This is a genomic window from Bradyrhizobium nanningense (genome assembly GCF_004114535.1).
Classification (GTDB): domain Bacteria; phylum Pseudomonadota; class Alphaproteobacteria; order Rhizobiales; family Xanthobacteraceae; genus Bradyrhizobium; species Bradyrhizobium nanningense.
The window spans coordinates 40,400-53,133 of record NZ_LBJC01000074.1 but is presented as its reverse complement, the minus strand read 5'-3'; the positions used below and the strand labels follow the sequence as shown (position 1 = coordinate 53,133).

Sequence of the window (12,734 nt, the reverse complement as noted above, 5' to 3'; positions counted from 1 at the left end):
CGCTCGGCGGCGGGCAGCAGCCGGTGCCGGCGGGCAGTCCGGTCGGAGCGCCCGGCGGCCGCGGCGCTGGCGAGCCGCTCGATCTCGCCAACACCAGCCCTCGCTATCAGCCGCAGGCGGCCCAGCCCGGCAATCCGCCGGCCCAGCAGGGCTATCCGGCCCCAGGCGGCACCGGGCTGACCACCCTGCCGCCCTCGGCGACGCCGCGCGACGAGTTCGACCTCGGCATCGGCTACATGCAGCGCAAGGACTATGCGCTCGCCGAGCAGACCATGAAGAACTTCACGCAGAAATATCCGAGCGACCCACTGCTCGGGGATGCGCAGTACTGGCTCGGCGAGAGCTACTTCCAGCGCCAGCAATATCGCGACTCCGCGGAAGCTTTCCTCGCCGTCACCACCAAATACGAAAAATCGGCCAAGGCGCCGGATGCGCTGCTGCGGCTCGGCCAGTCGCTCGCCGCCCTGAAGGAGAAGGAGGCCGCCTGCGCCGCCTTCGGCGAGGTCGGCCGCAAATATCCGCGCGCCTCCGCCGGCGTCAAAGCCGCGGTCGACCGCGAGCAGAAGCGGGTGAAGTGCTGACGCCTGGGTCCTGACAACGCGGACGGCGCTGCGCTAGATTGCGCCCGCCATTCGCTGGCGATTGCTGGGCAGCGTCATGTCAGACGACGACCATTCTCCGATCTCGACACGCGAGGCGAGCCGCCTCTTCGCCGGCTTGAAGAGCGCACCGGCGCTGGTGCTCGCCGTCTCCGGCGGGCCGGACTCGGTTGCGCTGATGTGGCTGATGGCGCGCTGGCAGCGCAGCCTTGCGCGCGCACCGCGTCTCACCGTCGTCACGGTCGATCACGGTTTGCGACGCGAGGCGGCGCGCGAGGCGCGCGAGGTCAAGCGGCTCGCCGCCGAGCTCGGATTGCCGCACCGGACCCTGCGCTGGCGCGGCGCCAAGCCGAGGACGGGGCTGCCGGCGGCCGCGCGCGAGGCCCGCTACCGCCTGCTCGCAGACGCCGCGCATGCCGTCGGCGCCAGCCACGTGCTGACCGCCCATACCCGCGACGACCAGGCCGAGACGCTGTTGATGCGGCTGCTTCGCGGCAGCGGACTTGCCGGCCTCTCGGCAATGGCTCCCTTCAGTGAGCGCGACGGAATCGTGCTGGCGCGCCCGTTGCTCGACGTCTCGAAGTCGCAGCTGATCGCGACCCTGAAGCGGGCCAAGGTCGGCTTTGCCGACGATCCCACCAACCGCGACACCGCCTTCACCCGGCCGCGGCTGCGCGTGCTGCTGCCGCTTCTCGCGGCCGAGGGCGGCGATATCAGGAATCTGGCGCGGCTCGCGACCAGGCTGGCGCGGGCCAATGCGGCGGTCGAGGTGCTGGCCGACGGCGCCGAGCGCTTCCTCCGTTTGCGGGATCGCGGCGATGCGCCGCAGGCGGGGCAGCGAAGCTTCGAGGCTTCGGCCTTTGCCGCCCTGCCGGACGAGGTCCGGCTACGGCTCCTGCTGCGGGCCATCAACGCGCTCGGGCATGAAGGGCCTGCGGAACTCGGCAAGGTCGAAACCCTGATGTCCGTGCTGGATCAGGCCATTGCGGCAAGTCTCCGCGCTGGCACCGATCGCCGCCCGATCCTGAAGCAGACGCTTGCGGGAGCCTTGATCAGCCTTGCCGGCGGGCGTATCCAGATCGCGCCGGCGCCGGCCCGGCGCCGCAAGGGCGGAATAGGCGCGGGCGAGGGCGGATCATGACACCAGCCATTTCGGCCCCACACCGTCAGGACACCTTAACCAGGCAGGAAAAACCCCGGCTCAAGCGCCATTATTTCAGCGGGAATCGCTCTAAGATGGGCTAAATAGTCCCATCTCGTTCCCTTGGCAGCGACCCGGGCGGCACCTAAATTGTATGCGTCTAACCGAGAGGATTCCTTGGGGATTTTCTCCAGCTTGCCCAAGTAACACCCGAAGGTAACTCCTGAAGGACCAGGCCGCGATCCGCGCGACCACGAAGGAAGATCGATGAACGCCAATCTGCGCAATTTCGCCCTCTGGGTCATCATTGTTTTGCTGCTGTTGGCGTTGTTCACGCTCTTCCAGAATCCGGGTCAGCGAGCCTCCTCGCAGGACATCGCCTTCTCGCAGCTCTTGAGCGAGGTTGACCGCGGCAATGTGCGCGACGTCGTGATCCAGGGCCCGGACATTCACGGCACCTTCACCAACGGCTCCAGCTTCCAGACCTATGCGCCGAACGACCCGACGCTGGTGAAGCGCCTGTATGACAGTAAGGTGCAGATCTCCGCGAAGCCGCCAGGCGACAACGTGCCGTGGTTCGTCTCGCTCTTGGTCTCCTGGCTGCCGTTCATCGCGCTGATCGGCGTCTGGATCTTCCTGTCGCGGCAGATGCAGGGCGGCGCCGGCAAGGCGATGGGCTTTGGCAAGTCGCGCGCCAAGATGCTGACCGAAGCCCATGGCCGCGTCACCTTCGAGGACGTCGCCGGCGTCGACGAGGCCAAGCAGGACCTGCAGGAGATCGTCGAATTCCTGCGCGACCCCGGCAAATTCCAGCGCCTCGGCGGCCGCATTCCGCGCGGCGTGCTGCTGGTCGGCCCTCCCGGCACCGGCAAGACCCTGATCGCACGTGCGGTCGCGGGCGAAGCCAACGTGCCGTTCTTCACCATCTCAGGTTCGGACTTCGTCGAGATGTTCGTCGGCGTCGGCGCGAGCCGCGTCCGCGACATGTTCGAGCAGGCCAAGAAGAACGCGCCCTGCATCATCTTCATCGACGAAATCGACGCCGTCGGTCGTCACCGTGGTGCAGGCCTCGGCGGCGGCAATGACGAGCGCGAGCAGACGCTGAACCAGTTGCTGGTCGAGATGGACGGCTTCGAGGCGAACGAGGGCGTGATCCTGATCGCCGCGACCAACCGTCCCGACGTGCTCGATCCCGCGCTGCTGCGTCCGGGCCGCTTCGACCGCCAGGTCGTGGTGCCCAATCCTGACGTCGTCGGCCGCGAGCAGATCCTGAAAGTTCACGTCCGCAAGGTGCCGCTGGCGCCGGATATCAACCTCAAGACCATCGCGCGCGGCACCCCGGGCTTCTCCGGCGCCGACCTGATGAACCTCGTCAACGAGGCTGCGCTCACCGCCGCCCGCCGCAACAAGCGGATGGTGACGCAGGCCGAGTTCGAGGAGGCCAAGGACAAGGTGATGATGGGCGCCGAGCGCAAGTCGCTCGTCATGACCGAGGAAGAGAAGCTGCTGACGGCCTATCACGAGGGCGGCCACGCCATCGTCGGCCTCAACGTGCCCGCGACCGATCCGATCCACAAGGCGACCATCATCCCGCGCGGCCGCGCGCTCGGCATGGTCATGCAGCTCCCCGAGCGAGACAAGCTGTCGATGTCTCTGGAGCAGATGACCTCGCGTCTCGCGATCATGATGGGCGGCCGCGTCGCCGAAGAGCTGATCTTCGGCCGCGAGAAGGTGACCTCGGGCGCCGCCTCCGACATCGAGCAGGCGACGCGCCTGGCCCGGATGATGGTGACGCGCTGGGGCCTGTCGGAAGAGCTCGGCACGGTCTCCTACGGTGAGAACCAGGACGAGGTGTTCTTGGGCATGTCGGTGTCGCGGACGCAGAACGCCTCCGAGGCCACGGTGCAGAAGATCGACTCCGAGATCCGTCGTCTGGTCGAGGAAGGCTACAAGGAAGCAACCCGCATCCTCACCGAGAAGCATGCCGACCTCGAGGCGCTGGCCAAGGGTCTCCTCGAGTTCGAGACGCTGAGCGGCGACGAGATCGTCGATCTGCTCAAGGGCAAGAAGCCGAACCGCGAATCCGTACTCGAGCCGGCCACGCCGCGCGCCTCCGCGGTGCCCCCGGCCGGCAAGTCGCCGCGCCCGCGGCCCGATGCGGATCCCGGCCTGGAGCCGCAGCCGCAGGCGTGATCGCGGGGCGCCAGATGAGATTGAAAAACGCGGCGGAAACGCCGCGTTTTTTGTTGGCTGGCGGTGCGCTGGTGCTGCGCGTCCGAGGCGCGAGCGAAGCGCGCTGCGCCGGAAGCGGGCGGCAGGGGCGGAGCCCAGAATCCGCCCGGGGCAAAAGCGCGAAACACTAAAGAAGAACTTAACGCTTGCGTCCTAGTTTGGCCCGCCATGACTGACCAGGTCGTCCACAGCGCGGTTCAACCGTTTTCGGCACGTGCAGCGCTGCCTTGGGCCGTGGGGCTCGTCGTCTATGCTTTGCTGCTGGTTGCCGGGCCGCGGCTGCTGGGCGATCCCGACAGCTATTCCCACATCGCGCTCGGACGCTGGATCATCGCGCATGGCACCCTGCCGGCAAGCGACCCGTTTTCCTTTTCGAAGCACGGCGCGCCCTGGATCACCTTCGAATGGCTGTCCGAGGTCATCTATGCCGCTGCCTACGCGCTTGCGGGCTGGCCAGGCGTCGTCGCCATCGCGGCCGCGGCGATCGCGCTTGCGTTCGGCCTGTTCACGCACGTCCTGCTGCGCGAGCTGTCGCCAACTCTGACGCTGTTGATGGTGATAGCAGCCATCGTCCTGCTGGCGCCGCATATGCTGGCGCGGCCGCATGTCCTCGTGCTGCCGCTAATGGTGGCCTGGGCGGCGGCGCTGGTTCGCTGCATGGACCGCGGCGGCCCTCCGCCCTACTGGGCTCTGCCGCTGCTGATCCTGTGGGCTAATCTGCACGGCAGCGGGGTGCTGGCGCTTGGGCTGATTGGCCCCGTGGTGCTCGAGGCGCTGCTGCGCGAAGAGCGAAGCCAATGGCCCCGCGTGCTGCTGCACTGGCTGCCATTCACGGCGCTCGCCTTGGCGGCGTCTTGCCTGACGCCGCACGGGCCGGAGCCGCTCCTGATGCCGCTGACGACGCTCGGCATCGGCTCCGCGCTCGCCTGGATCGGGGAATGGCGGCCGCAGGATTTCGGTGATATCGGTGGCTTCGAGATATTGCTGCTGGGGAGCATCTTCGCGCTCTCACGCGGCGTGACGCTGCCGGTCGTTCGGGTCCTGGTGGTGATGGGCCTGCTCCATTTCGCGCTGGCGCAAATCCGCAATGCGGATCTGCTGGCCATGCTGGCGCCGCTCTATCTGGCGGCTCCCCTGGGGCGGACGTTCGGCGGACCGGCCGGAAGCGATGTGGCCGGTTCGTCGCGCGGGCTGACTCTGGCCGCACTCTGTGTATTCGTCGCGATCAGCGCGGTAGGCTTGGCGCGTGACTTACGGCCGGCTCCGAGTATCACCCCTGAGGCCGCCGTAGACAAAGGCGGCCTGGCCGGGCCGGCGCGCGTGCTCAACGATTATTCGTTCGGCGGTTATTTGATCTTCGCCGGCATTCCCACCTTCATCGATGGTCGCGCCGAATTGTACCGGGGGCCGTTCATCGAACGCTACAATCGCGATCTGGCGCTGACCGACCTCGGAGATTTCCTCAAGCTGCTCGATGAGTACAACATCGGCGCAACGCTGCTTGCGCCGCGCACACCGGCGGTCGCGTTGCTCGACCGGCTGCCCGAGTGGCAGCGCGTCCACAGCGACGATGTGGCGGTCGTGCATAAGCGGCGCGATACGCCGCAAAGATAAGTCAGGCGGTATCGTCCCAAGTGAGCCGCGGGAAAGATCTCGGTGACGCGCCGGGTCACTCGTTGACGGCGCGAATTGCGGGTGTGGCCGCCGCCTCGTCGCGATCGAAGCCGGCTCGGGTCTGCACCACATAGAGCGGGCGGCGCTTCACCTCGGCATGGATGCGGCCGACATAAAGCCCCACGATGCCCGTCATCAGCATGTTGATGCCACACAGCAAGGACACGAGGACGATCGTCGAAGACCAGCCGGTCACAAGGTGGCTGTCCTTGCTGAGCCATAGCAGAACGACCCAGCCGCCGTAGAGCAGCGCCAGGCCGGAGACCGTCAATCCGCACCAGATTGCCAGCCGCAAGGGCAGGTCGGAAAAGCCGAGCGCGGCGTTCACCGCGAGGCGGACCATCTTGAACAACGGGTATTTGGTTTCGCCCGCGGCGCGCTCGAGGCGGTGGAAGGCGACCTCGGCCTGGCGGAAGCCGAGCCAGGCGATCATGCCGCGCACGAAGCGATCCTGCTCCGGCATCTGCCGAAGTGCCTCCAACACCTTGCGGTCGATCAGGCGGAAGTCGCCGACATCGGCGGGAATGGCGACGGAGGACATCTTGCCGAGGAGCCGGTAGAACAGATGCGCGGTCGCGCGCTTGAAATGGCTTTCGCCCTCGCGCGACAGGCGGCGGGCGTGGACGATGTCGTTGCCCTCCTTCCACTTCGCGATCAATTGCTCGATCACTTCGGGCGGATCCTGCAGATCGGCATCCATGACGATGATCGCTTCACCCTGCGCGGCTTCCATGCCGGCGGTGATGGCGATCTGATGGCCGAAGTTTCGCGACAGGCCGATGAAGCGGAAACGCGGGTCACGCTTGGCGAGCGCTTGCAGCACGATCGAGCTGGAATCGCTGCTGCCGTCGTCGACGAAGATCGCTTCTGCCGGCCCGTCGAGCCGGGATAGGACGAGGTCGAGCCGATGCAGCAGGACCGGCAATACGGCTTCCTCGTTGAACACGGGGATGACGAGGCTGTAGCGGATCGATCTGGAATTGGCCGCCATGCGAAGGATTCCGACTGGGGGTTGCAGGGGCGCAAGTCTATCGTTCCGGGGTTAAGGTCGCCTTGCCGCAACCGTTAAGGGTCTAGGCCACGGGGAAGTTGCTGGCAGGGCGGACGGGGAGGTGAAGTCCGGTTAACCACACTGGTGCAGCCGCGGCTTCGGTCTAGGACTTGTGGCGGATCTTGTAGAGAGCAAATCGCTCCGAGGTGTCCAGCACATCCAACAAGGTCGGCAGCGGGTTTGCGGCCCGCGGCCCAAGAACATACAGGTAGTCGTAATCCTCGGACCAGGTCCGTATGAACGACGGCACCTCCGCCGACGGCTGGCTCGTCGCGATCGCGGTGAGCAAGCTCACTGGCAACACTCCACCGTCGGGGGTGGCAAGACGGCGCACGGCCTCACGCGGCCGCAGAGGCTGCTTGCCCACCTCCGTGAATAGGTTGGGCACGAATGCGTTGGCGTAGTGCACGGCCAGCGTCGGCGCATAATACATCGGATACGAGGTGAGGTCGGCGAAGGGCGGGTCGCCAGCGTCCCCCGTGTTGGCCACCAGGACGCGGGAGCCGCGATCCAGCTTGTCGAACGAGGCGATGATTGCCGCATAGTCGGCGCGGTAAGGCAGCCAGACCGCGAGGACGACGGCGAGATTGAGCAGTGCGATGCCGCTGATTCCTGCGAGCGCAGCCATTCTCCACGCCTGGCCCGGCAGCCACAGCGAGCAGAAGGCCGGCAGGATCAGAGCCGCGGCGGGGATCACGCGAAGATCGGCAAACGAGGTTCCGAACAGTTTTGAGGGAATGACCAGATAGAGCAGCGCAAAACCGATCGCGAGCCAGCTTCCGGCCGGATCGAGCCTGAGAACGCCGCGTCTTGCGGCGAAAAGCAACGCGATCATCAGCGCCAGTCCGGTAGCGGCTCCGATCGTCAGATTGTAGCCATTCATGATGCGGAGCGGCCAGACCGGCTTGAATCCGAGAAACCAGTCCGTGCCTTCGTTACCGATCGAGCCCGCAGCGAGACGCATGATCCCGAACAGCGCAAGCGCCGGGACGGCCAATGCGCCAAGCCGCGCGGCCGCGACGGGATAGGCGACTTGCCGTTGGCGGATGCGCGACAACTCGAAAAGGCCAAGGGTCGCGCCGTAGATGCCGAGCGAAAAGAAATGCGCCACATACAGCGCAGCGACGAAGATCAAATTGGCGATGAAACGCAGCGGCCATGGGCCTTCTGCCGACATCAGATAGAAGGCGATACCCCAGAGCGCGAGGCCGAGCCCGAACTCGAAATTCACGAAGCCCCAGCTGAACGGCAGGCAGTAGAGGAAAGCCAGCGCAGCGAAGCCGGCAAGCTGGACCCGTCCCTTCCGGACCCATTCGAGCAGCAGCGCGCCGGAGACGATCAGCAACTGGCTCAGCAGCAGAAACAGCCGCGTGGCGCTCTCGACGCTCGTCAGCCGCGCCATCTGCGGGACCAGCAGATCCATGCCGAGGTTGGGATAGAAGGCCCAGGCCACCACGTAATACGGATTGGCATCGGGGGTGCCGCTTTGGCTCAGAATGTACATGCGGGCGAGGTGATTGGGATAATCGACCATCGCGGGAATGGGAGTCAGCAGCACCGGAAGAAACGAGACGGCCGCCAGCATTGCCAGAACGGCAATCGCCACCGATCGATCCGAGCCGAGACGCGTCGGGATGGTCAAGGCTGGCCTGCCGGATTCGGAGGCGTCGCGGCCGCGCTGTCCGCATGGTCTCGTACATGAATGACGGCGATGTCGTCCGCGTAGATCCGCTTCCAGCCCTTGAGCTGGTCGAGGATCTGCGGGCCCGGCGCATCGGCGACCAGGAGCGTTGCGTCGATCTTGTACTCGTCGAGCAGGCGCGGCAGCACTTCGGGCTTCTTGCCTTCCGTCGCCTTGAAGAAGTCCATGACGAATTTCTCGCCGTAGAGCTCGGCGCGACCGTCGATGAAGACCGGAATATCGCGCGAGATCAGATAGCCGCCGAATTCGTAGGCGTTGAAGATTCGCTGCACCTTGCGCTGCTCGAGCAGGTCGACCGCCGCAACCGGCGTCTGCGCCATCGTGAAGCTGAAGCGGTGGTGCGCCATGTAGAGCGACGTCGAGGTCCAGCTTGCCGCCACGATCATCAGCGCCCCTGTTACGGTGACATAGCGGGCCGGCCAGCGATCGGCACCCGCGGCGTCAGCCGGCGGGCGCGGGAACATCTCGCCGAGCGGCTTTGCCAGCACCAGCGGCACCAGGAACGCAAATGTCTCGATGCTCCTGACATGGGTCAGCGCGCTCCAGGTCAGGAACAGGATTAGGAAGATCCGGGGCGCCGACAGTACGAGACCGCGATAATAGCCGAATGCGATCAGGCCGAGCAGGGCGCCTTCGAACGAGGTGAACGTGGTGAAGTTCGCCGGCATCCATTCGAAGATTATCGACAGCAGCTCGCCAAGGCCGAGAATGCTGGTGGCGCCCTGTAACGTCCGCCAGCCGTAGGGCGTGCAGCAGCTCGCGATCAGCGCGCCGATTCCGAACAGCACCCAGCGCATGAACAGGGCAAGCCGCCGGCCCTTCTCGGCATGCTCGACCGCCTCGAGCGAGATCGGGCCGATCAGCGCGAGGCCCAGCACGAAACCGCCGTGCAAATTGGCCCAGAGCGCCATCAACGGCAGCCAATACCAAGAGGGCGCGCTCCTGCGGTCGGCGGCCGCCATCAAGAGGCCAACCCACGCCACCATGACGGGCAGCGCCAGGATATGCGGACGCGCCAGCACGTGGTGGGTCGACAGCAGCAGCGCCAGCATCGCGAACAGCACGGCGCGTGGCGCCTCGATCTGCGCGCCAATCAGATAGACGAAGATCGCTACCGCGAGCGCGACCCCGGCCGCGGTGAGGATGACGGGACCTGCCCAATCCCATTGCGCATAGGAGGAAGCGAACAGCACCTGCGACAGCCACGACGTCGAATTCCACGGCACGCCCGTTCGCGTGAAGGAATAGAAGTCGACGGTGGGCATGGCGCGGTGATCGAGGATCCATTGCCCGATCTTGATCTGCCAGAACGTGTCGGAATCCTGCAGCCGCATGTCGCCGAGGTAGAGGATTAACAGATAGGCGCCGGCACCGGCGCACAACGGCACCAGGGCCCTCGCGCGGCCCTGCACCGCGATGCCGTTGGCAAAGGAAAGGGACATGCCGCTTCGTCGTCCTGTTGTTCTTGTCGGTCGAGCATGATCCGGACCCGAAAGGGCCGCGTTGGCGCAAAGTGTTGTGCGGCTTTCCGACAGGATCACGCTCAAACAACACCCCGAACCGCGACGATCGATTGATCTCGTCGCGCTTCAGCTCGAGCGGGCGGCATTGGATCACGGCGGTCATAACTTCGGGTAAACCTGCAGCACCACGCCGGCTTCATGTCCCGACAATTTAACAGATTGTTTTAGATTCCAATTTACCATCGGCCCACACACGCGATCCGCTCGGTGTTTACGCAGTCGAATTAACTGCGGCGCAATTCTTTGCCCCTACGGTCGGTTCCATGGTCGGGCGGCGCTGGGAAGCCGAAAAGACCAGATCAGTTGTAAGCCTCGTGTACTCATTTGGAGCACTCTATGAAGAACCTCGTTGCGCGTTTCGTGAAGGATGAATCCGGCGCCACCGCCATTGAATACGGTCTGATCGCCGCCGGCATCGCGCTGGCGATTATCACCGTCGTCAACAACCTCGGCAGCACGCTGAACACCAAGTTCACCGCGATCTCGACCGGCCTCAAGTAGAGCCGGACGACCAGAGAATTTCGAGAGCCCCGTCCTTGACGGGGCTCTTTTCTTTTGGACGAGGCTTGTCAGTTCTCCTGGACAATGCTCGCCAGTGCAGCCGACGAAGCGGGCGCTGCAGACCCGTGTGGCGCGCGGCTCCGGTCGAGGCAGAATTTCGCGGCCCAGATCGAGGCTGCCGCAAGGCCGACCCCGGCAGCGACGTCGATGATGTAATGCGCGCCGATCACCGGCGTCGCCGCGATCATCGCCAGGTTGAGCGCGGCCGCGATGCCGCCGAGGCCGCGCACCGGCCACAGCGCCCACATGTAGAGCACCGCAGACGCCGCGTGAAAGCTCGGAAACGAGACGATTCCGGAGAGGGAGAACAGCCGGAGCTCGTGCAGGCTGCCGTCCCGGAGCGCGAGGATATCGCGCAGCTGCCCGGCATAGACCGCGGTGTTGATCTCGGGGAAATGCGCGGCCGGCAGATGCAGGGCATAATAGGTGCCGATCGCAGGCACCACGGCCGAGATCGTGATGGTGACCCCGAGCCCCAGGCCCATCGCGAGCATGAATAATTGCAGCCGCACATAGCGCGCGGTCAGCGCCAGCACGACGGGAACGCCGAGCAGCGGATACTTGATCAGTCCGTAGGCGCGCGCAAGGCCGTTTGCGAGCCAGGGATGATCGTTGACGTAGCGCGCGATCGGTTCCGGATCGAGGCCCAGCGCCCGGTCGATCGCCAGCAGCGCCTGGTCCTGCAGCGGCCAGTTCAGCTTGCCCGCGACGTAAGTCAGTGGTCCGACGATGGCGCAGATGAGGATGAGCTGTCCGATGGCGCCGAGTGAAAACACCAGCTTCGGATCCGCAAGGTCGCCCTTGACGATCCGGTGGCCATAGGCGATCGCGATCAGCGCCGCGGCGATCGCCACGACCACGCCGGAGGCGACCGGCTCGAGACTCAGTCCGGTCGCGGGAAGGCCGAGCGCCAGCAGGGTCCCCATCCCGAGAATCGGAAGCCAGTTGAGGTGGAAAAGCTGCCAGGCGGTCCGGGCGTCCGTGTCGAGCATGGTGTACCGAGATGGAATTGCATTGCCTCCGTACAGTTACGGACCCGCATTAAGATCGCTGTAAGAAGTGTGGTTATCGATCTTACAACCGTGGCGTGGTACTTTTATGTGTTGGTAGCGACCTCTCCTGGTGGCGTCCCACGTATTTGTGCCTCACCCATCTGAATGATTGCTCAGTCCTTACTTTCCCGCGGCACCAACCTCATTGAAGACGGATAGATCTGATGAGAACGCGTGTGGCTGCATCGGCTGTTTGCATGCTCACCATTTGCGCGTCGGTATCTCACAGCTCCGAGCTGCAGCTTTTCGCTTGGCCGGTTGCTTGCGAGTTGGGAACGACGTGCTTCATCCAGAACTACGTTGACCATGATCCCTCGGACAAGACCTTGGACTTTCGATGCGGTCATCGAACCTATGACGGCCACGACGGCACCGACATCCGGCTACCCGATCTGGCCGATCAGAGAAAAGGCGTCGAGGTCGTTGCTGCCGCTTCGGGGCGCGTTGCGCACACGCGCGACGGCATGGATGACGTATCGGTCAAGGTCCTCGGCAAAGCTGCAATCGCCGGAAGGGAGTGTGGCAACGGCGCAGTCGTCGAACATGAGAACGGCTGGAGCACGCAATACTGCCACATGGCCAAAGGCAGTCTCAGAGTGAAGCCCGGCGACAGGGTCAACTCCGGGCAGGCGCTTGGTCTGGTGGGTCTGTCCGGAAACACCGAGTTCCCACACCTGCATTTCACGGTGAGGTATGACGGGACAGTCGTGGATCCCTTCGCTGAGGGCGCCGCGAAAGGCGAATGCAATTCCGGTCGTTCGTTGTGGCAGCCAACGCTCGACTCCGTTTCGAACTATCGGCCGACCGAGATCATCAATGTCGGCTTTGCTGACCGAGCGGTGACTATGGACGAGATCGAGACCGGAGAGATCAAGCAATCTCCGCCCGGCTCTCATTCTGCCGCTCTGGTTGCGTATGTTCGCGCGATCGGGCTTCAGGCGGAGGACGAGCAAGCCATCGAGCTGAGGTCGCCTGAGGGGCAACTCATCGCGGAATATCGCGCACCGAAGCTGCCGCGAGATCAGGCCCAATATTTCGTCTCGGCCGGAAGGAAGCGCGGAGGCTCCGCCTGGCCGCCTGGCGCCTATACGGCAACTTTTGTCCTTCGCCGAAAAGGTGCCGAGATCGAGCGGCGGTCCTTCCAGGTGGACATCGCGCCATAGCATCTCGTCTCGCGAATCCCAGCGCCCCTGCGGGCG

General features: G+C 65.0%; 10 protein-coding genes. 6 read left to right on the top strand and 4 right to left on the bottom strand.

The window, feature by feature from the left end:
* The 4 genes from ybgF to XH84_RS33750 form a co-directional block, all read left to right on the top strand.
* Positions 1-581, top strand: a 581-nt coding sequence (ybgF, locus tag XH84_RS33765) for a tol-pal system protein YbgF (RefSeq protein ID WP_128948623.1), incomplete at its 5' end; no start/stop codon positions are given.
* Positions 582-657: 76 nt separating this feature from the next.
* On the top strand, positions 658-1,740 hold the full coding sequence (gene tilS / locus XH84_RS33760) for a tRNA lysidine(34) synthetase TilS (protein ID WP_128918240.1): 1,083 nt from the start codon (positions 658-660) through the stop codon (positions 1,738-1,740).
* Between the two features lie 267 nt (positions 1,741-2,007).
* Positions 2,008-3,933 (top strand): ATP-dependent zinc metalloprotease FtsH, encoded by a 1,926-nt coding sequence (gene ftsH / locus XH84_RS33755; RefSeq protein WP_128918239.1) that lies wholly within the window; start codon positions 2,008-2,010, stop codon positions 3,931-3,933.
* Between the two features lie 63 nt (positions 3,934-3,996).
* Complete coding sequence (locus tag XH84_RS33750) at positions 3,997-5,586, top strand: hypothetical protein (protein WP_245471953.1); 1,590 nt, start codon at positions 3,997-3,999, stop codon at positions 5,584-5,586.
* A 55-nt stretch (positions 5,587-5,641) separates the two neighbouring features.
* On the opposite strand, the gene XH84_RS33745 is transcribed toward XH84_RS33750, so the two are convergent.
* The 3 genes from XH84_RS33745 to XH84_RS33735 all read right to left on the bottom strand — a co-directional run bounded on the left by XH84_RS33745 (position 5,642) and on the right by XH84_RS33735 (position 9,841).
* Positions 5,642-6,637 (bottom strand): glycosyltransferase family 2 protein, encoded by a 996-nt coding sequence (locus XH84_RS33745; protein ID WP_128918238.1) that lies wholly within the window; start codon positions 6,635-6,637, stop codon positions 5,642-5,644.
* A gap of 163 nt (positions 6,638-6,800) precedes the next feature.
* Entirely contained in the window at positions 6,801-8,303 is a 1,503-nt protein-coding gene (locus XH84_RS33740; protein WP_128918244.1) for a hypothetical protein, read from the bottom strand.
* 32 nt (positions 8,304-8,335) lie between these two features.
* Positions 8,336-9,841 carry a hypothetical protein gene (locus XH84_RS33735; protein WP_128918237.1) on the bottom strand — a complete coding sequence of 502 codons (1,506 nt, stop codon included), beginning with the start codon at positions 9,839-9,841 and terminating at the stop codon, positions 8,336-8,338.
* Positions 9,842-10,258: 417 nt separating this feature from the next.
* Here XH84_RS33735 and XH84_RS33730 point away from each other — a divergent pair, with 417 nt between their 5' ends.
* Positions 10,259-10,423: a Flp family type IVb pilin gene (locus XH84_RS33730; protein WP_126258786.1), complete on the top strand. Its 165-nt coding sequence runs from the start codon at positions 10,259-10,261 to the stop codon at positions 10,421-10,423.
* A 68-nt stretch (positions 10,424-10,491) separates the two neighbouring features.
* On the opposite strand, the gene XH84_RS33725 is transcribed toward XH84_RS33730, so the two are convergent.
* Positions 10,492-11,475, bottom strand: a complete 984-nt coding sequence (locus XH84_RS33725; protein ID WP_128918236.1) for a phosphatase PAP2 family protein — start codon at positions 11,473-11,475, stop codon at positions 10,492-10,494.
* Between the two features lie 224 nt (positions 11,476-11,699).
* Here XH84_RS33725 and XH84_RS33720 point away from each other — a divergent pair, with 224 nt between their 5' ends.
* Positions 11,700-12,698 (top strand): M23 family metallopeptidase, encoded by a 999-nt coding sequence (locus tag XH84_RS33720; RefSeq protein WP_128918235.1) that lies wholly within the window; start codon positions 11,700-11,702, stop codon positions 12,696-12,698.
* The last annotated feature ends 36 nt before the right edge of the window (positions 12,699-12,734 follow it).